The sequence below is a fragment of the Bdellovibrio bacteriovorus genome (assembly GCF_048286975.1).
GTDB lineage: Bacteria > Bdellovibrionota > Bdellovibrionia > Bdellovibrionales > Bdellovibrionaceae > Bdellovibrio > Bdellovibrio bacteriovorus_H.
The window spans coordinates 1,623,142-1,642,783 of the sequence record NZ_JBLVRT010000001.1; the positions used below are offsets into that span (position 1 = coordinate 1,623,142).

At 49.4% G+C, this 19,642-nt stretch carries 19 protein-coding genes; 8 read left to right on the forward strand and 11 right to left on the reverse strand.

Features of this window, described 5'->3' with window-relative positions; translation table 11 throughout:
* Nucleotides 1–14: 14 nt before the first annotated feature.
* From ACNQKP_RS07935 to ACNQKP_RS07960, 6 genes are all read right to left on the reverse strand, one after another.
* Nucleotides 15–428, reverse strand: coding sequence for a hypothetical protein (locus tag ACNQKP_RS07935; RefSeq protein WP_417863978.1), 414 nt, complete (start codon nucleotides 426–428; stop codon nucleotides 15–17).
* The gene (locus ACNQKP_RS07940) at nucleotides 416–1,744 is read right to left on the reverse strand and encodes a transglycosylase SLT domain-containing protein (protein WP_417863979.1); all 1,329 of its coding nucleotides are present in this window, start codon (nucleotides 1,742–1,744) and stop codon (nucleotides 416–418) included. The genes ACNQKP_RS07935 and ACNQKP_RS07940 overlap by 13 nt, the downstream gene beginning before the upstream one ends.
* Before the next feature lie 222 nt (nucleotides 1,745–1,966).
* Nucleotides 1,967–2,389 carry a hypothetical protein gene (locus ACNQKP_RS07945; RefSeq protein WP_417863981.1) on the reverse strand — a complete coding sequence of 141 codons (423 nt, stop codon included), beginning with the start codon at nucleotides 2,387–2,389 and terminating at the stop codon, nucleotides 1,967–1,969.
* Nucleotides 2,389–3,120 carry a 3D domain-containing protein gene (locus ACNQKP_RS07950; RefSeq protein ID WP_417863983.1) on the reverse strand — a complete coding sequence of 244 codons (732 nt, stop codon included), beginning with the start codon at nucleotides 3,118–3,120 and terminating at the stop codon, nucleotides 2,389–2,391. Before ACNQKP_RS07950 ends, ACNQKP_RS07945 begins: the two co-directional genes overlap by 1 nt.
* A gap of 144 nt (nucleotides 3,121–3,264) precedes the next feature.
* A complete protein-coding gene (locus ACNQKP_RS07955) occupies nucleotides 3,265–4,707 on the reverse strand; it encodes an adenylate/guanylate cyclase domain-containing protein (RefSeq protein ID WP_417863985.1) in 1,443 nt (480 codons plus the stop codon).
* Between the two features lie 18 nt (nucleotides 4,708–4,725).
* Entirely contained in the window at nucleotides 4,726–6,192 is a 1,467-nt protein-coding gene (locus ACNQKP_RS07960; RefSeq protein WP_417863987.1) for a class I SAM-dependent methyltransferase, read from the reverse strand.
* Between the two features lie 175 nt (nucleotides 6,193–6,367).
* Between ACNQKP_RS07960 and ACNQKP_RS07965 the strand changes: the two genes are divergently transcribed.
* Together ACNQKP_RS07965 and ACNQKP_RS07970 are read left to right on the forward strand one after the other, a co-directional pair.
* Complete coding sequence (locus ACNQKP_RS07965) at nucleotides 6,368–7,897, forward strand: YiiX/YebB-like N1pC/P60 family cysteine hydrolase (protein ID WP_417863988.1); 1,530 nt, start codon at nucleotides 6,368–6,370, stop codon at nucleotides 7,895–7,897.
* A 150-nt stretch (nucleotides 7,898–8,047) separates the two neighbouring features.
* Nucleotides 8,048–8,857 (forward strand): intradiol ring-cleavage dioxygenase, encoded by an 810-nt coding sequence (locus tag ACNQKP_RS07970; RefSeq protein WP_417863990.1) that lies wholly within the window; start codon nucleotides 8,048–8,050, stop codon nucleotides 8,855–8,857.
* Here the strand turns inward: ACNQKP_RS07970 and ACNQKP_RS07975 are convergent.
* The 3 genes from ACNQKP_RS07975 to ACNQKP_RS07985 form a co-directional block, all read right to left on the reverse strand.
* Complete coding sequence (locus tag ACNQKP_RS07975) at nucleotides 8,854–9,324, reverse strand: hypothetical protein (RefSeq protein WP_417863991.1); 471 nt, start codon at nucleotides 9,322–9,324, stop codon at nucleotides 8,854–8,856. The genes ACNQKP_RS07970 and ACNQKP_RS07975 overlap by 4 nt on opposite strands.
* A gap of 90 nt (nucleotides 9,325–9,414) precedes the next feature.
* Nucleotides 9,415–10,521, reverse strand: coding sequence for a fatty acid desaturase (locus tag ACNQKP_RS07980; protein ID WP_088564410.1), 1,107 nt, complete (start codon nucleotides 10,519–10,521; stop codon nucleotides 9,415–9,417).
* A 50-nt stretch (nucleotides 10,522–10,571) separates the two neighbouring features.
* On the reverse strand, nucleotides 10,572–11,222 hold the full coding sequence (locus ACNQKP_RS07985; protein ID WP_417863992.1) for a hypothetical protein: 651 nt from the start codon (nucleotides 11,220–11,222) through the stop codon (nucleotides 10,572–10,574).
* A 97-nt stretch (nucleotides 11,223–11,319) separates the two neighbouring features.
* On the opposite strand from ACNQKP_RS07985, the gene ACNQKP_RS07990 reads away from it, so the two are divergent.
* Both ACNQKP_RS07990 and recO read left to right on the forward strand, forming a co-directional pair.
* Nucleotides 11,320–12,306 carry a hypothetical protein gene (locus tag ACNQKP_RS07990; RefSeq protein WP_417863993.1) on the forward strand — a complete coding sequence of 329 codons (987 nt, stop codon included), beginning with the start codon at nucleotides 11,320–11,322 and terminating at the stop codon, nucleotides 12,304–12,306.
* Nucleotides 12,303–12,902, forward strand: a complete 600-nt coding sequence (recO, locus tag ACNQKP_RS07995) for a DNA repair protein RecO (protein ID WP_015092087.1) — start codon at nucleotides 12,303–12,305, stop codon at nucleotides 12,900–12,902. Before ACNQKP_RS07990 ends, recO begins: the two co-directional genes overlap by 4 nt.
* A gap of 3 nt (nucleotides 12,903–12,905) precedes the next feature.
* On the opposite strand, the gene ACNQKP_RS08000 is transcribed toward recO, so the two are convergent.
* The gene (locus tag ACNQKP_RS08000) at nucleotides 12,906–13,790 is read right to left on the reverse strand and encodes a tyrosine-type recombinase/integrase (protein ID WP_011165433.1); all 885 of its coding nucleotides are present in this window, start codon (nucleotides 13,788–13,790) and stop codon (nucleotides 12,906–12,908) included.
* A 186-nt stretch (nucleotides 13,791–13,976) separates the two neighbouring features.
* Between ACNQKP_RS08000 and ACNQKP_RS08005 the strand changes: the two genes are divergently transcribed.
* The 3 genes from ACNQKP_RS08005 (at nucleotide 13,977) to ACNQKP_RS08015 (ending at nucleotide 17,383) form a co-directional block, all read left to right on the forward strand.
* Nucleotides 13,977–15,035 (forward strand): sigma-54 interaction domain-containing protein, encoded by a 1,059-nt coding sequence (locus ACNQKP_RS08005; RefSeq protein ID WP_011165432.1) that lies wholly within the window; start codon nucleotides 13,977–13,979, stop codon nucleotides 15,033–15,035.
* Between the two features lie 252 nt (nucleotides 15,036–15,287).
* Nucleotides 15,288–16,622 (forward strand): hypothetical protein, encoded by a 1,335-nt coding sequence (locus tag ACNQKP_RS08010; RefSeq protein WP_417863995.1) that lies wholly within the window; start codon nucleotides 15,288–15,290, stop codon nucleotides 16,620–16,622.
* Between the two features lie 146 nt (nucleotides 16,623–16,768).
* Nucleotides 16,769–17,383: a hypothetical protein gene (locus tag ACNQKP_RS08015; protein ID WP_417863996.1), complete on the forward strand. Its 615-nt coding sequence runs from the start codon at nucleotides 16,769–16,771 to the stop codon at nucleotides 17,381–17,383.
* Here the strand turns inward: ACNQKP_RS08015 and ACNQKP_RS08020 are convergent.
* Nucleotides 17,380–18,030 (reverse strand): TetR/AcrR family transcriptional regulator, encoded by a 651-nt coding sequence (locus ACNQKP_RS08020; protein ID WP_417863998.1) that lies wholly within the window; start codon nucleotides 18,028–18,030, stop codon nucleotides 17,380–17,382. The two genes, ACNQKP_RS08015 and ACNQKP_RS08020, sit on opposite strands and share 4 nt — an antisense overlap.
* 169 nt (nucleotides 18,031–18,199) lie before the next feature.
* On the opposite strand from ACNQKP_RS08020, the gene ACNQKP_RS08025 reads away from it, so the two are divergent.
* A complete protein-coding gene (locus ACNQKP_RS08025; protein ID WP_417864000.1) occupies nucleotides 18,200–19,642 on the forward strand; it encodes a TolC family protein in 1,443 nt (480 codons plus the stop codon).

Below are 19,642 nucleotides of genomic sequence, written 5' to 3' on the forward strand. Positions count from 1 at the left end.
TTGTTTTTTTGTTGCTATGTGCAAAGTGCTGAAAGGATCTTCAGTGCTTCCACCGCTTCCGGCACCACACCGCCGTCGCGGCTGGTGGAGTTTTCAATGTGCACCTTCGTGGAGTTGCAGGATTTTGCTGATACCTGGCGCATGCGGATCAGGGCGACGTAGTTGTCGAACTCTGTCAGACTGCGATACTCCTCAAGGCGGGGGTCGTTGTCGGGCGTGGTTTCGATGTCCGGCAGTTCAATGGTGTTCAGTCGGGAATACAGGAAGTCCTTGTAGGATTCCAGCTGGCGCAAACGCACCGAGGTGTCACCTTCCAGCTGCATGGCATTGATCAGTTCGTCCGTCGCGCGGTACGTCTGCAGATCCTGAAAAGCCATTGCGGAATTGCCGGCAAGAACGAAAGCCAGAACCATCACTAGTTTACGCATGTGCCACCTCCTACTGCGTTTTCGATATTATTCAAAGTCTTTGTGATCTCAGGGAAATAACGGGACGTTTCCTTGCGACGAGCGCTGGATTTGTTGGCGCTGGCCGGGAATTTTTGCATGTACTGCTGCATTTGCTGAATGAACTGATCCGCATTGGTCACGGTTTTTCCTCTGTAGAATGAATTCAGCAAAGTTTTCGCCGGTGTCCACGTGCCAGCCGGGCCGGTGTTGTGCGACCAAACCATCAAAGCACGTTTGATCTTGTTCAGGTCAAACTCAGACATACGGAATTTATTTTTATAGTTTTTGTTTTCAAAGATCATGTTGTCCATGTCCGCTTTAACCCCTTTCAGGTAAGCGTACGTGTAGATCATGTTCTTCATTGGGTTCCCGTTTTTCAAAGAAATGCGTTCACAGGACTGCGCTTTGCCCGGGCGGATCGGCTCCATCTTATCAAGGAGCTCCATCGACAGGCGGCTGCACAGCGGGTTTTTGTTGCCTTCCAAAGAGATGCGAACCGCGTTCAGTTCATTGGAATTCACATCCTGAATAGCAGGGGCCGTGAACTGTCCGATACCGCCGGCACCGGTGCCACTCATGGCGTTGACGTGGAAGCCGGATTCAATATTGATCAAAGCGTAAACCGCGCGAACATCCAGATTCTGTGTTTCTTCATCCTTGCCTGGAGCAATAAAATCCTTCATGCAGGAGCTGACCAGTTCGAAGCTGTTGTTCACCATCTTGAAATAGTTCTCAGAAATACATGGGCGGAATGCCTGGCGGGCTGCTCCGGCGGCGTTGCACTGACGAAAGGTTTTGCTGCTGACACCAAATTTCGTGTTCATGCCCATCTGAATGCACGAAGCCTTGATGATGGAGTTTGGCTTGATCGGGGCGCGGATCAGATCACCCAGCAGACTGCTTTGTGATTCCACGGCCGTTTTCATTTCTGCTTCCAGATAGTTGTTCTGGGCATTGCACTGCATGTAGCGCATGTTGCGGATTTCTTCCTGGCAGGTGTCGCAGTTGCGGTTGGCAACGTTGTCACCCCAGCCAAACAGGCTTTGGAAGCTTTTGGTTTTTTCAATTTTATCCAGGGCGTGCTCAATAATAGGAATAGGCTCTGAGGTTGTTTCCTCTTCCTTTTTGTTTTCCACTTTGGATTTGGAGGCATTCAGATTGAATGGTGCTGCCAGTCCTTTTTCTTCCTTGGAAGCCAGGTCCATATGGAAGTCCACAGGTTTCATATTCCAGCCCATGCTAAAGCAAAGGGTTAGAAACAGCATTTTGTACAAATGGGGTGTGGTAGCTTTCATGAAGCCTCCTCACGGCCTTAAAGAGCAAGAGGTCTGCCAATGGGACTCCACAATTATCAAGGACTTGCGGGGTTCATTGTTGTCTCAGAGTGAGACCGGGGGTGTGAAAGGCCTAAACGGTCATCGGGGTGTCAAAAGGCTCTACATGTGATGGAGGGACTTAAAAAAAGAAAAGGGCCCCTGAAGAGAGAGGCCCTTGGTGCAGTCGTCTTTTATTTATTCTTATTTGGTCTTTGCCGTCTGAGCTGCGGCCGCCGCATTGCGGTTTTCTTCTTTTTGGTTGGCGTGCAGGTTCAGTACCTCGATGCGCAGATCTGCGAACTCTTCGCATGCCGGGAGCAGTTCTTTTTCCTGGCAGGAGTTATACAGCTTTTTGCGCATTCCATCCCAAGTGGCATACCACTCGGAACCTTCATCGAGCTTTTCCTTGTTGACGTAATCCAGAGAGGGAATTTTTTCTTTCAGGGTCAGCAGCTTTTGCAGATAAAGTTCCTTCTGGTCCTGCTGCAGGTCTGCAAATTCATCATAAGACGACATATAGAATGGTGGTTCATTCATGTCGATGGATTCCGCAGACCATGAAGTGTTGGACCAGGCAAGAAGGGCTGTGACTGTAAAGAGGGTCCATTTGTTAAGTTTGTTCATTAGCGGGATCCTTTCTTATAAGACTGATAGGAAGCGATGGAGCGTTTGCTGCTGTAAACATCCGACAAGACATCTTCCAGCATTGCCAGAGAGTGCTGGTAATCATAAGAGTTGCGTCGGACGGTGCTAAAGCTCTTAGTGCAGTCATTGACATCCGTCATGCGCATGTCTCTGCTGCCTTTATATCCAAATACGTTGTCTTTATCATTCAGGCCGTAAGAGCCCGTGAACATATCGAAACGGTTGGGTCCTTTGATCGCTCCACCCGTGTCATGCACAATCAGGTAACCAGGATGGATGACCGTTTTTCCGTTGGGCATACGAATTCTTTTCCCCTCAAGGGCGGGCATTCTAATAATGTCACCCATGCTGTAATAGCGCGGATCTGCGGCTACAGAAAAGAACGGGATCAGGCATTTGCCACTGGCGCCGAATGCGGTATCACAGGAGCCCAGGCTGCGTGTTTTACCCGTGTAGGTCAAAAGACGGTTGCCAGACAGAGTGCCAGAACCCTGCATGCGCACCTGCTTTAGGAACTTCTTGCAGGGTTTGGAGCTGGAGCAGTAGTCCTTGATATGAGGAACGAAGTAGGTGCTGGTGGTCGCGATGCCGCTTTTGCACAGCTGCGAACTGCTGGCATTGGCAGTCGCCACCATAGCAAAGAGAACAAAGGGTTTATAGAGCCACTTCGGATCTGCAATTTTTTGAGTGAGACATTTGAAAGTTTGCATACTGCTTAGTAAAGCAAAATAAGGCCCACTCGTATTGGCTCTGAATTGCAGCTCAGTGAGTGGTGATTGGACAGTGTATGTCAGTCTTTACATATTCTCAGGATGAGATGTTTTGTTCCCGGTAATGCGCGGAACGGCCGGGTTCTATAAAGAACTGACCGCCTGAGTTTCCGCAGCTTCATAACCGCAAGTGCGGCACTTCATCACGAAGTGGCCCTGGGCATTGGTGTCCAAATAAAGGATTGAATCCGGGCAGTGAGGGCAGGAGCTTGCTGAAACATCCTTGCGTACGATCGGAGCCTGATTCAGTTCAAAGACATAGTGAGTGTCGCCTTCAAAGCCTTTGATCACACGTTCACCGATGTTTTTCACGGCAAAGCCTTCAGCCTGCAGGGTCTGAGCGATGTCAGAATCAATCAGGATCTGATCAGGTTCAGCCAAGTTCGTCAGACGGGAAGCAAACGGCAGGGGGGCACCAATCGCCGTGTAGGAACGGAAGAACTTTTTGTTTCCATAGAAGCCGACATTCGCATACCCGGCAGAAATACCGATGCGAATCTGCATTTCTTTTTTCCAGTTCATCAGATAGAACTCGCGGTCCTGGCGAAGGGCTTCACGCACTTCCAGGGCGGCCAGGCAGGTTCTTTGTGTGTAGTCCCCATAGCGGATCGGATCGTTGGCAAAGGCCAGAATCCCGTCGCCCTGGAATTTGTCGATAGTGATGTCGTATTTCAGGAAGATACTGACGACCGTGTCCATGAATCTTGCCAGGACCAGATCCACCTTGGCCTGATCCAGACGGACCACGCGTTCCGTGGAACCCACGATATCCACGAAGATGGCGCAGATCTGCGCACGGCGAACACCTTTTTCCAGATCCACTTTGCCTTCACGGATGGCTTGCACCACCTGCGGGCTGAACTGGGTGCTAAGAGTGTTCAGGCGAACGGCTTCTTCGGTTTTGGATTTGATGATGTGATCGCGGTTGGCGATTTCGGCCTTCAGGGCCAGACGGCTGTTGATTTCGCGCATGCGCAGTTGTTCGTGAAAGAAACGAATCAGGAAGCAAATCACGATAGAGCCGACAATAAAGAATGAATTCAAGATCACCGGCCACAGATCCGGAGCGGACTGGATTTTCAGAGCGGTGAACAGATAATAGGGCAGATAGATCCCCAAAGCGGTGGCAACAAAGAAGCCCGTGGAAAACGGAATGAACGAAAGTCCCCCGATGGCCACCAGGTTCAGGCCGGCATAATAACCAGTGCCCACGTCAGGGATGAAATAGATCATGATGTTGATGGGCAGGGCCACCAGGCCCGCATACAATGCAGCAAACCACTGCGCGCGGGTAAAGCTTTGTTCCTTGCGCAGTTCATACTTGGCCAGCATACACAGCGGAATGATGGTCAGACGCAGTCCCAGGAACAACCACTTGAACTGGGGAACGTAAATCAGATCGGCAATCCAGAAAGCCATGAACAAAGGCACGGCCATCCAGTTTGCGATGACTCGCAGGACAGATCTGATTTCTTCAATCACCTCAAACTCGCGCATTTGTGAGGTGGTGATTTCTTTCCCCAGCATTCAGTTCCTCAAAGCTTCTTATTTCTGAATTACCACGAACAGATTCACACCCAGAGGCTCTTTTTCCACCCAGATCTTGGAACCCATGCCTTTGAAAATACGCAGCAGGTCCTCTTCAGAGCGGTAAATCAGATGCCAGTCCAGAACCAGTTCCATGAATGGCACACAAGGATTGTCCTTGCTGAAGTTGCCGATCACGACATGACCGCCTGGTTTTACAGACGCCAGCATTTTTTGTGCTGCCATTTGTGCCACAGGTTCTGTGAAGTAATCAAACAGGCCGGCAGAATAGATCAGATCATAGTCTGTTTCCGGGCAGCCTGCCGCGATCACGTTGCGGATCGCCATATTGTTGAATTTGAATTTAAAGCCGGATTTCACAAAGCGCTCGACAGAATGCAACTGTCTTTGTGCGTGTTTCAAAGACTCTTCATCCTGATCCAGACACGTGAATTCAGCCGGGCGGCCATAGAATGGCGTCGCATTTTGCAGGAAGATTTGCTGCTCCATCGCAGGACCGCTGGCCACGGAAAGAACTTTCACCGGCGCAGTCGGCGGAGTGCGCTCAAACAGCTGAGTGATCTTTTCAAACAGGTACTGACCACGGTTTTTCACGGCCGCACCTGCAGGTTCGTCGATGAAGTATTTGTGCATGCACTGGTCAAACAGGGTTTTACCCACCAGTTCATCACGGTAAAGGTGATTCATCATTTCATAGTCACCGGCATAACCGCGTGGTTTGAAGTAAGCACGATTGGCAAACGGAGCCCCGTAAACAAGGTGACCTACTTGTTCTCGGGCAAAGTCAGTAGCCCATTTCATTTGTTCCGGAGTGAAGTTTTTCACAAGTTTCGGAACGTCGGCGTATTTCATTGGAATGACCTGGCCCAGATAGTCGGACACCGAGTCCGCAATCGTCATGCGATAGTCTTGGGCTTCTTTCCAGCTGTCGACCGGGGATTCCTGTTCCAGTTTGTCGATGCGGGACTTGAGCTTTTCCAGCCAGTCTTTCATTTCATAGACAAATGTTTTGAATTCCGCCGGCAGTTGCGCCAGATGCATGGCATATTCAGTCTGCGCGTTGATAACTTCAGAAGACACTTCCAAAGCTTTGATTCGGTCCACTTTCAAAGGTTCACCCAGAACCTCAAAGCCCACAATCATTTCGCCAGTCACGGACTTGCTGTGATTTTCAGAACGCGCCCAGCGCAGGGAAACGTGCTGAGTTTGAATATTTTTGTAAAGAACGTCGGCTTCAAAGTGTGGGTTCTTGTCCCACCATGCTTTCAAGTCTGCGTACTCTGCGCCCGGAACAAGTACAGCGCAACCAAAGGCGCTGATATTCAGAACTTCCAGATTACGACCGGGGATAGTTAGGAAACAGGCACCAGGCTCGATATCATTGCGATCCTGACGAATCACTTTTTTACGTGTGTTTTCATCGATCTGGAAAAATTCCTGCTTCATAGCGCCGTTGCCGCTCATGCTGACTCCTCTAAGTTGAAATATCTGATGTAAAACTAAGCAAGGCTCTTATCGTACTTATGGGCTACTAAGAATACGGGACCAAAGCAGGGGGAGCGTTCTTATTATACTTTGGTCCAGTTGGTTTTGTTCCTTAAGTAACCGAAAAAGAAAGGGACTAATTAGGAGATTATTTATGAAGAAGCTCGTTTTATTGGGTGCCGCTGCGGCGGTGGGTTTGGTTACGGCCTGCACGTCACCATTTAAATCTGAAGTTAAAACCTATCGTCATCCGGCCAGCACGGATGAGCTGATCACCGGCAGCCGCAAGGTTCTGGCCGACATCGGCAATCCTCAGGTGTTTAATGCCAAGACCTGCGCTGGCTTTGTGAACAAGGTCACTGACTATCTGTATTATCTGCCGGCAGATCATTTCCTGCCAAAGAATGCCACGGAAGTGGAGCAGTTGAAGTCCATCGGACCTGAGGTGATGGACACCATCTTCCAGATCCGCGTGGCTTTGCACGATAAATTGCAGGAGTTCGAGTCCCGCAACGAACTGAGCAAAGAATGTATCCTGGAAATGCGTGAAGGCTTCCAGTATGCACGATTCTCTGAAGAGTACCTGTTGGACTGGTTGTATACGAACAAGGTATTCAACTTTAAAAAGACACCGATCATGGTGAATTCAAAGCCGGACACCTGGACAAATCCAAAATTCTCGGGCTTTGAACTGAAAAGCGGCGACGTACTTTTGATCCGTGGTAAGTCCTATGTGTCTGCGATGATTGCGCGTATCTCTGATGAAGAAGGCAACTTCTCGCACTTGGCAGTTGTTGGCGAAGACAAAGCCGGGAAGAAGTACATCGTTGAAGCATTGATTCAATACGGGGTGATTGTGACACCGCTGGAAAAGTGGCGTCAGGCTGAAGATGCGCGTGTGGCGCTTTATCGTCAGCCGGATGAAGCTTTGGCGAAGAAAGCTGCGCGCTTTATGTATGATCATGCCAAGGGTGCTTTGGATCGCAAGAAAGGCATTCGCTATGACTTTGCCATGGACGATGATGACTATTCATCTTTGTTCTGTTCTGAAGTTATCCGCATGGCTTACGACAAGGCTTCCGGTGGTCAGTTCATCGTTCCAAAGTATCGCAGCACCGTTTCCAAGTTTAAGAACACGGACTATCCACGTTCTTTGGGTGTGACCAAGACTTCTTTGTTCTCGCCTTATGATATCGAAGTGGATCCAAGATTCGACTTCGTCGCTGAATACCGCTTTATGCCTCTGCTTCGTCAGGTGCGTATGCAGGATGCGGTCATGCAAAGTGTTTATGGCTGGATGATTGATAAGGACTATACGTTCCACTGGGCACCTCAGCACAGTGTGAAGGCTTACTTCGCCAAAATGGTTCGTCAGTTCGGTGTGGCTAAAGACACCTTGCCGAAGTACATGCCAGTCGACAGCATCAAAACGAACGTGCAGTTTGAAGCGGTAGCGACTTTGCTTGAAAAGAACATCTATGAAAAAGAAAAAGAGTTCTATCAGAAAAAAGGCTATCTGCCTTCATTCCAGGACATGCTGGCGATCAACGAAGCTTACCGCGTCGCTGATTGCAAGAAACATCAAGAGTACCGTAAACAGCCAATGACGGTGGATAACAAGCCACTTCCGGATGAATCAAAGTTCCACTGGTTCTTCTATAATAAGAGCAAAAAGTGTGAATAATTAGGATTTCCATCTCAAATGGAAACGCTAAAAGCCGCCACCTGTATCAGGTTGCGGCTTTTGGCATTTTAGGGCTCCATGCTGAATCCATAGTGCCTTGATATTCTGTGTTCAAGACGGCGGTGTTCTGTCTGAAAGGAATCAGAGGATATGGAAATCAAAAGACTGTCTCGCAGAGAGCTGATCAAATACGGTGGAATCGCCCTTTTCGGAGCGGCCGCAGGCGGCATGCTAACGGGTTGTTCCCAAGCGAATTTTTCCAATGCCGTGGCTGATGGCGCCGAGTCTGTCAGTGATGGCAATGGTGGAAGCTGTGCCCAGATTCCTTCTGAAACTGCGGGGCCGTATCCCGCCCATGATGACAGCGCCATCAACGTGTTAAGACTGAACGGAATTGTTCGCAGTGATGTTCGCAGCAGTCTGAATACGGGTGGCTATACGGGAAGCTCAACGGCCACCGGGGTGCCGCTGACCCTGACGTTGAACTTGCTGGATGTGAACGCGTCCTGTGCGCCTTTGGCGGGGTATGCGATCTATTTATGGCATTGTGATATTAACGGCAAGTATTCAATGTATTCTTCCGGTGTCACCAGTGAAACTTATCTGCGTGGCGTGCAGCAGACCGACAGCAATGGCAGCGTGACGTTTCAGACAATCTTTCCGGGTTGTTATGATGGTCGTATGACCCATATCCACTTCGAGATTTATCCCAGCATGGCTGAAGCCGTGGATGACAGCTATATCGTTAGAACTTCACAACTGACGTTCCCGCTGGCGACTTCCAGTTCGGTGTATAACAATGCATCGGGGTATTCGGCCAGCAAAACCAATTTTAACAAAATCAGTTTTGCCACGGACAATGTGTTCAGCGATGGGACCGCTTATCAGATGGCCAGCATCCAGTCCGGAAACTACAGTTCCGGCTTTGTCGCCAGCCTTGATGTGGGGATCAAAGTTTAAGGTTTTGCAGATTCAAAATAGGAAATGATCGGGGCGGTTTTGGTGTTTTTCACCGCTAGACGAACCCCGTCGTGTTCAATCTGGGTTTCGGTTCCTTCGCCGTGACCCACTTCGGATTCATCTTTCTGGGCATCTTCGGGCAGCAGGGCCTGCACGTCTTTTAGATGCACTTTTCCTTCAGGGATGCGGTGATAGAAGGACTGCACCTTGCCGTCTTTGATTTCAATGGTGGTGTCATAGTCCAGGCTGCCGGTTTTATAGAACAGCAGCGTGTCTTTGTTTTCAGTCTTTAACGGCTTACCCAGCAGTTTGGTGACTTCGGCTTTGGTGGTTTTACCGGGGGCTATAGAGGCCAGTTTCTTTGGCAGGTATTTCGCCTTAAAAGAGGCAGCAAAGCCCTCAGCCAGAGCGGGCAGGGACCAAGTCAGCGCTGCACTTAAGATCACCGCAGAAAGAGTTTTAAGCATAACAACCTCCTGAAAAAACAAAACCCACAACCAATTAAAGTTGTGGGTTTGTGCTGGCGTCAACGCCTATGTCAATAATGACAACCGGATCTAGACAGAGCGCAGATACACGCGCCATTGTTTCATGCCCATCTGGAATTCCAGTTTGGCAATTTCCATGTCACGGCGAAGCTCTTCCAGCTTGTGATCGTAAGCTTCTTTCAGTTCTTCACGTTTGCGAACAGCATCCAATTTGAACTGTTCATAATCCTCACGCAGCTTTTTCATTCTGTTCTGCGCTTCCAGGATCTTTTCTTTCATCTGAGCCAGTTTTTCTTCAGCAAAACCGTGTTTGGTCAGTTCGGCTGCCTCCGCCTGCAGACGGGCTTTCAGAATTTCCACGTGAGAGATCTGGCGAAGTTTGGTCGCAAGTCCCATCGCGCTCAAAGTGCGGATCACCCATTTAGTCGGATCCCAGTGGTACCATTTGATACCGTTGCGATAGTCGATCTGGAACTTGTGGTGGAAGTTATGGTAACCCTCACCATGAGTCAGAATCGCCACGAACCAGGAGTCACGGGCAGAGATTTCTTTGGAATAAGTCTGTTTGCCCAAAGTGTGGCAAAGAGAGTTGATGAAGAAAGTGGATTGCTGGGTCAAAGCGATGCGCAAGCCCCCGGCAATCACCAGACCACCCAACCAGGAACCCATCGCCCAGCCCACCAGCATAGGGAAGATGAAGCCTGTCAGGATCGCGATTGGAACGTAGTGATCGTTCTGGAATTTCACCATCCAGTCTTTTTCAAGATCCGGAGCGTGGATTTTCTGATCCACGGAGTCCTTGAAGAACATCCAGCCCATGTGGGCGTACCAGAAACCTTCATTGATGTTGTAAGGATCTTTTTCGCCATCAATGTGTGTGTGGTGACGGCGGTGGTCAGAAGACCATTTCAATGCAGAACCCTGGAAGGCGGAAGCACCGATCAAAAGGAACAGTGCTTTCACCAGTGGGTGAGCATCATAGCTTTTATGGGAGAACAAACGGTGATAGCCCGCCGTAATACCCAGGTTTGTTGCCGCGGCAAAAGCCAAAGCGAAAAGAAGGATGTCCCATTGGAAACCGAAATTGTAGAAATAAATGGGGGCCAGGATGAGAGTGATCAGTGGATTCAGAACCAAGAACAAGGCCACTGGCCATTCGATACGTTTTTTTGTCATGAGGGCACCTCGTACTTCTGAGTGTAACAGAGGCGCCATGATTTCAATACTTAAATGGAAAAGCCAAGGATAAATTTACCGTAAGTCCCATTCATATTGATATCTTGAGAGGGTGCGTTACCAGTCGAGTCTGTCGCATCATTCCATTGAAAATTCTGATATCCGAACTCAGCCCCTAATGAGAAGCCAATGAGCTTTACGCCAGCCTCTAAACCCACTGTGTACGAGCTGGGAGAACCAGCGGAATAACTGGCTTTTTTCACACCAAATTCCGTGACTTTCAGATCGGTTGAATGTGACAGACCGTATGTGAGGATCGGACCAGCATAGATCAGATTATCAATGGGACGCCAATTGAGCAGCAGCGCTGTTCGGCTGAAATTGGCGGTATAGTCCAGTCCGGATTTTGAGGTGGAAAATTTCATATTCTCATACCGAATACCAATACCGGGCAGCAGGGGGATGGGAAGCGTGACAATTCCGTCCGCGCCAAGGCCATAAAATGGAGTCACGCTGGGAGCAGAGGTTGCGCAGTCCACGCACAATGAATTTAAATCCGGATCCGAGTTCAGCATGCCATAAGAAAGGCGCGCTTCGAAAAGATCACGGGCTTGCGCGACCGGAGAAAGCAGACAGACAAAAAGACCAAGAATCAAAATATTAAATAGACGCATAAACGAACTCCCGGAAAACCATTCCATTGTAATGTTCCTTGGCAGGTTTCTCAAAACCACGTCTTAAAATAAGACCTTTGTCTCACTCTCTTTTGTCGGGGAATCTGCTAGCCTTGAGTGAAGTATGCTCATCGATGTTGTGCGCCCTGAGACCTGGGAAGAGTTGAACGATCAAGTGAAAACCTGTTTGGGGCTGGCGCCGCGAATTCGTGCGCGTGCTTATCAGGGCCTGTCTCAGGCGGTTTACGAAGTTTCTCAGAGCACTGCTCACTTTATGTCCCACAAGAAAGCCATTGGTGTTGTGCAGGGACAGACCTCTGTGTTTGAAGGTCTGCTGGGATATTATTACAAAGAAACCTACGAAGTGAATGCACGTTCGCACACTCAAATCACCGACGTGAAAGAGTGGGTGGAAAGTCTTAAGAAAGAAACCTGCTTTGTGTTGTTCAGTGAGGATCATCCGGTGACGGGGGAATTATATCCCTTCGCCGACGAGCTGGATCGTCTGTTGAATGAAAAGCGCATTTTTTCTTTCCGTATTTCTCACGCCAGACATTTTCATGAGTCAGTTGAGATTCGCCCTTACACGGTTCGTTTGTGTTCTTACGCACCCACCGTCAGTGTGGCGATATTGGGCGAACGTTTCCGTTCACCGGCCTTGCAGGTGCAAAACCAGTCCTGGTCGGAAGTGGATTTTATCAAAGAACTGACGCAGGCTCGTGACGGGCGCAGTGTGAACCAATTGCTGGTGGAAAAGTTCGAATCCGAAATGGCGACCGTGGCTCGGTCTTTCCTGAGTCCCGGCAGTGCGCGCCTGTATGACCGGGCGCTGTGTGTTTTTCCTGATGTCAGTGCTGAAGCTGTGGCACAAAAAGTTTTCAGCAAGCTGGGGCTTTCAGCCCAAGAGGGTTGGAAGAAGCTGGAAACCACCAACATGTGCCAGTGGAATGCCATGAAAATGTTCCGTCACTGGTGGGAGCCGGTTCCTTCCACTGACAGCCTGCGTGGCCTGCTGGTAGTCGGGCCGGAATTGCTGGCGACAAAAGACTTTGCCAAGCTGCTGATATCTTCGTATGAAGATATCAAAGCCCAGCAAAGTTGGAATGTGTGACCCAAGCCCAGAATCGCTTCATTATTCTCAAGAAAATGAAATACTCCGAATCGGATCTGATTCTGCATGCCATTTCCACTCAAGGCGAAAAGCTGTCCTTCATGGCCCGGGGAGCGCTGAAAAGCAAAAAACGTTTCGGCGGTGGCGTGCTGGAACCCACTCACTTTGTCAGTCTGACTTACAAACAATCCGCGGAAGAAGGCAAACTGCACGTCTTGCAGGAAGCAACGCTGATCAACGATTTTGCCGGACTTCGCACGGACTATGACCGTCTGGAGCTGGCTTTGCACATCTTGGAATGTGTCAGCAAAGTCAGTCAGGAAGGCGACCGGCATTCCGAGTTCCTGTTCAACCTTCTGGGGCACACGCTGCGCGCGCTTGAAACGGCCCAGGATCCGCTGATCGTGAAAATGCATTTCTATCTGAAGTTTCTGCTGCAGCAGGGTGTGGTGGATGCCGAACCCTGGATGGCGCCTTTTCTTAAGACCAACATGGCCGACAGCAATCAGCTGGTGTCCTATCGTCAGACTGTGGATGATGAACTGAAGAACGTTGAACAGATGGTTCGTCACTATATCGTGAACGCCACTCTTTAAAGCTTACTTTCCTTTACCCAATGGATGCAGGTTTTCCATGGTGCGAGCCAGCTGGTCGATGCCCAGATGGGTGTACTTTTCTGTGGCTTGCAGGCTTTCGTGACCCAGAAGTTCTTGCAGAGTGCGCAGATTCGCTCCGCTGCTGAGCAGGTGAGTGGCAAAGCTGTGGCGAAGCGCATGGGGATGCAGTGGTTTTAAAAGCCCTGCGCGAATACCACTTTGGCGGACCATCTCGTAGGCGGTGCGGGAATTTAGAGGCTTTTCGCCAAAGACGTATTCATCAAAAGAGCTTTCCTTTTTCCACTTCAGCAGAACTTCCACAGTCAAAGAGGGCAGAGCGACGACTCGCTCTTTAGATCCCTTTCCTTTCACACGCAGAACTTTCTGCGAGGTCTGCACTTCGCTCCACTTCAGATTGCAGGCTTCGCTGACACGCAAGCCGCCGCCATACAGAAGCAGGAACAGAACCTTTTCTTTCAGGGGAATTTTCGTCTCGCTATCAAAGCTTTTCAGGACAGACAGGGCTTCATCCACGCTTACGAAATGCGGAAGCTTCTTCGGGACTTTCGGGCAGGTGATCTGCACCGACAGATCCTTCTCGGTCAGGCTTTCTTCAAAGGCCCAGGAAAAGAAGCTTTTCAGAGTAGCGGCCTTGCGGTTTCTAGAGGCCAGCGACAGATGCGCCCATTGGTTGAAGGCCGCCCGGGCCGTGGAAAGTAATTCGGACTCCGAAATTGATTTAGCCTTAACTGAGGGATCTTCATAATTAAAGGCCTGCATCAGATCCAGGGAATAGTGCTTGATCGTAAGGGGCGAGGCAGACTTTATAAAAGTCATGTATTTCAGGTATTTATCTATATTTTCGGAAAGCTTAAATGCCTTCGCCATACCCCTGAAAGTTCCTATATTAGGGCTGAGACCCTAAAAAAAAGTTAACGTCGTGCATTATTTTTATTGCAATTACTACACGACCAAAGTTATAACTCAATGCGTTGTCGCGGCGTATCAAAGCGAGATATTCAAATTGAGACGCCCACCCAGTTTTAAAAAGTACGTAAACCGAAAGGTGGAGCTATGAACGAAAACAACTCAACGACTGTTTTGCCCTCTTCTCAGAATGCAAACCAAGTTATGTGGAACACAAATCAAACTTCCAAAGTGGTTGAAAACAAGACCATCGTCTATCAGTCCGAAGTGATGGGCAGTTTGATGAAGATGATCGACCGTGTAGCTCCATCCCAAGCCAACATCCTGGTTCTTGGTGAATCCGGGACTGGTAAAGAGCTGATCGCCCGCGCCATCCACGATCGCTCCGGTCGTAAGAACAAACCGTTTGTTGCAATCAACTGCGGTGCCCTTCGCGAAACATTGCTTGAGTCTGAGTTGTTCGGTCACGAAAAAGGTTCCTTCACTGGCGCTTACAACCGCAAAATCGGTTTGGCTGAAGCGGCTAACGGCGGAACTTTGTTCCTGGATGAAATCGGTGAATTGGATCCGGCGATCCAGGCTAAACTTCTTCGTTTCATTCAGGAAGGTGAAGTTTACCGTGTGGGTGGCAAAGACCCAATCAAAGTTGATATCCGTCTGATCTGTGCGACCAACCGTGAGTTGGATCAGGAAGTGACTCGTGGCAACTTCCGTGAGGACTTGTTCTATCGTATCAACACGATCGTGGTCAGCGCTCCGCCTCTGCGTCGTCGTAAGGAAGATATCCCTGCATTGGTGAATCACTTCCTGAACAACTCCCAGCACGCCTACCTGAACCGTGGTCGTTCTGTGAATGAAGAAGCGATGAAAGCTCTGATTCGCTACGAGTGGCCTGGTAACATCCGTGAACTTCAGAACGTGTGTGAAAGACTTCAGATCCTGTCTGACGGTCACATGATCATGCTGAATGATATCCCGGAAAACATCCGTAACGGTGAAGCTGAAAAAGACGTTATCGCTTACGATCCGGCGATGACTTTGCATGAGCTTGAAAAGCGTTACATCCTGAAAGCGTTGGCTCACTTCGGTGGCAACAAAACTCAGGCTGCAAACAACCTGGGTATCACGATCAAGACCCTTTATAACAAACTTCATGAGTACGGCGAATTCGAGAAATTCGCGGTTCACACGAAACCGATGAAATAGTTTTTGTACTAGCAACCCGGAGTGGTTCCTCTCTCTTTCCACTCCGGGTGTTCTCTTTCTCTCTTCAAAAGGCCCTTTGCGGGCCTTTTGTCGTTTAAGCCCCCGGAACTGTTTGGAATTACCGGCGTTGTCGCCGCAGAAAGCGGCACTGCTGTCAAAGTTATGCGCAGGTAAAATACTCCAAAACGTACAGATTTGAGATGGTTTTGGCGCAGGCATTGCAACTCAAGGTCTTGGATAATAGAGGTTCATATGAAACGCGCTTCTGTAACATTATTGATGATTATTGCCATGGCCAGCTCTGCCAATGCGTGGATCAAGCGTGGAAATGGCAACAACAATCCTCCAGCACCGCCGCCGCCAGGAGCTGTGGCATCTCAGACAATGGGAAGTTGTGCAGATAATCTTTTTAATGGCTTGGACTTGTGGCCGTCATCTGCTGAGTATGCCTGTGGTCTGGGGCGTGTGGATGTTCAATTCCAAAAATGTGTGATTGATCTTACGAAGGTTCTGGATAACAAGGCCAATCCAAATAAGGACCATTTGTCATACTCTGATCATAATAAATATGTTGGTCGTGCTGCTGATGTTTGTGTTACCTCCAAACGCGCAGATGCGGTTCAGTGTATGCTTGATTTGTCCAAGAGACGTTCGTTGACCTTGGAGAACGCGGCGTTCTTCTGCGAAAGAGGCGTTGAAAACAATTTGCCAGCTCAGCTTTGTACGGAAAGTCTGGAAAAGTCATTCCCACGTTATGGTCAGGCTAAAGAGTATTCTCTATTTATCTGCCGCCAGTCATCCAGCCCTACGTTTGATAAGTGCGTGTCGCAACTTTACAACCAAGGTGCTCTTGAGGTTGAAAACAACCGCTTGCAGTACGATGCTTTGAGACTTTGTAAAAATGGAACCAACACTGCATTGAATAAGTGTATTGTGGACGAAGTTCAAAACCGCGGTCGTACCGGTGTTTCTGCGGCAGCAGTTTGTATGGAAAGACACGACGCTGAAACCCGCGCTCGTGCCGAGGCCGAACGTCGCCGCATTGAAGAACAGCGTCGTATCGAAGCTGCCAAAGCGGAAGCTGCAAAGAAAGCGGCTGAAGAAAAACGCCGTCAGGAAGAACAGCGCAAGGCCGACGAAGCTCGTCGCCAGCAGCAGCAGCAACAACAGCAAGAGCAGGCTCGTAAGCAGGAAGAAGCTCGCAAGCAGGAAGAACAACGCAAGGCCGACGAACAACGTCGTAAGGAAGAAGAAAACCGCAAGCAGCAGGAAAAGCCACAGCCGATCCCGCAGCAGCCGTCCAAGCCGACAGCTCCGACGACTCCTTCCCAGCCGTCTGTAGATTCCGGCAAGCAGCAGGAAGAGCAGAAGCGCAAGGACGAGGAAAAACGCCGTCAGGAAGAGCAGCGTAAAGCCGAGGAAAAACGCAAAGCGGACGAACAGAAAAAGAAAGACGAAGAAAAGAAAAAAGAGGAAGAGAAGAAAAAGCAGGAGTCCCAACAGCCAGCGCCGTTGGATCCGGTGACAACTCCTCCGCCTCCACCACCAGATGGCGGTCTGATTATTGACCTGCCAATGCCAGAGTAATAAAAACCAAAATCACCAAGGGCCTGTCGGTAAAACGACGGGCCTTTTTCATTTTAAAAGACCAAGGTCCTAAACAATTTATTTTGTGTTTACACAATTGCGGCCCCCGAAAGATCATCAATCCACGTGCATTTAAGGGGTACAGCATGAGAATTTTCGCAGCAGCAGTGATGATGATTTTGGGGCTTTCCACGACGGCCAACGCCGAGTGGAGATATGGCGTTCAGATCGGGTACAGCCCGAACTATCTGGCGAAACTTTCCGGTGACGGAACGGTTTCGGGAACTCCGACAGATATTGATTATGACCTGGAATACAAAGGTGCTGTCGAGGTTGGATTCAACGCCTGGTACGCTCCTCAACATTCCTGGGGCTTTATCAGTGGTATCTCATTGGGTGGGGAGCGTGATCTGGACAAGATGACCTTGAACGGAGTCACCTACAGCGCAACCGGCAGCACTTCCAAATTCCAGACACACTTCCTTTATGCGGGAACACTGTATCGCTGGGAATCCTTCTATCTTCCACTGGGTCTTGCTTATGGTATCAACAAGTTCACTCCGGCAGGAACGGGTGATGGCGAAGCGACCAATGGGGTCGGTGTGTTGTTTGGCCTGGGCTGGTTCTTTGCGGATAATTTCGTGATTGAGTATATCGGACGATCAACGACGACAGAGCTGAAGCTGTCGTCCGGAACGGATACGATAAAAACAAAGGGCGCTATCGGAAGCGCCCTGTTGAATCTGAAATACTTCTTCTAGGATTTGCCGATGCCCGCAGTGTAGTGGTCGATGAATCTGAGGGCGTTCTTGGTGACGACCTCTTGAGGGGTTTCGGAAAGAATCAGGTCAAACAAGAAGGCGCCATGAAGGTAGGTTTCAATCTCTTCGGCGATTTCATCCAAAGTGATGCCTTCCTTGATCTGCCCCATCTTTTTCAGGCGCTCCAGGCGCTCAATCAGCTTGGGATCTGCGAACATGGGAATGCGCTCTAGTGCTTTTTTGCGGAACTTATTGTCTGTCAAACACTGACAGATGATGATTTTACCAAGACAGTCGCGATCGTGGCTTTTGCCGACCTTAAAATCGACATACTTGCTAAGCTCAGCAGCAAGGGTGTCTTGAGGCGGGTAGGCAAGCTCTTCCGTGCGGATCTCTTCGATGAAGCGTTCGACGATGGTAAGTAACAAACCTTCCTTGCCGTCAAAGTAGCGACCGATCAGGGATTCATTTACGTCGGCCTTTTTTGCAATCAACTTAGTAGTGGAGCCGTCATAACCATGCTTAGAGAAGATTTCGATGCCCGCAGCAATCAGGCGCTCTTCAGAAGCACTTCTGTCACGCTTTTTGCCCTTTTGGCTATCAGAACTTTCGTCCTGAACAGTCTTAAGTTGAGATGTGTCAGACATGGATAACCCCCCTAAATACCTAAAATCACTATCTATAAGATACTGTATCATAAGGTCAATTGATATTCAATTAAGTAATTGATTGCATACTTATCATCCTTGGGGTACAAACTTGTATGTAAGCGATTACATATTCAACCAGTCAGTAATTGGACTTTGGAGAACTAATATGGAAAAAAACAAGATCATACAATGGGGAGCGAAGTTCCTCATCTGTGGGACTCTTTTGCACGGAGCTTCGGCCTCCGCACTGACTCTGAACGAGTATCTCGATCAGGTGAAAGGTGACAGTACGGCCTATAAAGGAAGTGCTGAGCAGTCAGAAGGTGCCCAGTTAAAATCCCGTGAAGCTGATTTGATCTTCACCCCGAAGCTTTTTGCGGAAGCCCGCTGGGGTTATGACGGCAAGCCCGGCAATCCCAAGATGTATGACGAAGTCAAAAGTCAGTACTACTCCCTGGGTGTAAGTCAGCAGTTCAGCTTCGGTCTTCAGACCAAGTTGTCTTATGATTTGAATCGCACTCAGTTTGAAGGACTGGCGCCGACATCTCCTATTAATCCATCCAAATACTGGGATGCGACTCCTAAATTGGAATTGTCCATGCCTTTGTGGGCCAATGGTTTCGGCCGTACCGCTCAGGCTAATGAAGAAGCATTGCGCGCGCAGAACCTTGCTGAAAAATTCTCTAGCCAGGGGCAATCTCTGAACATTCTTGCCGGCGCAGAAGCGGCTTATTGGAAGCTTGCTGCCTGGCAGGACGTGGTGACAATTCAAGAACAGGCCAAACAAGCGGCGCAAAGCATTCTTGATTATGTCAGCCGTAAAAAAAGAATGAATCTGGGCGAAGAAGCGGACGTTCTGCAGGCCCGCGCTTTGGTTGAAGCGCGTACTTTGGAACTGCAAGTGGCTCAGAATGAATATCTTGAAGCCCAGCGCATGTTCAATAAATTCCTGAACCGTGAAGCCACAGCAAAAGTAGAGACACTTGAAAAGGTAAACTACAAATCCCTGGAGCAGCTGACCATCCCTGGAGCTCGTCCTGGCAGCCGCGCAGATGTGGAAGCGACCAACGCTCAGTTGGCGGCGGCCCGCGCTAATGCCGTGATCACCCTGGAAAGAAACCGTCCGTCTTTGGACATCTACGGTAACTATGCAATGAACGGCCGCGATGAAGAATACAACGAGGCGATGAAAGAATCCGGTAAAACGGACCAAGACACCGCTTTTGTGGGCGTTCGCTTCAGTATGCCTTTGAATATTGGTGCGGCATCTGACACCAAAGCCGGTGCTCGCAAAGCTGAACGTGCGGCGGAATTGAACCGTGAGTACGCTTACTATGCGCAGGAAATCGACTGGACCAATTTGACCCGCAATCTTCAGGATGCTCGTGACAACCTTCGTTTGTTGTCTCGCATTGAAGATGCTCAGAAAGCGAAGCTTGAAAACGAGCGCGTTCGTCTTCGTCAGGGTCGCACGACCACGTATCAGGTTCTGTTGTTTGAACAGGACTATACAACGTCTGCAATCAGCAAAGTAAAATCAGCAGCAAATATTCTTGGTTTGCAGGCGCAAATCAAGCTTTACCAGGCCTCTCCTGAAGGAGGGAAATAG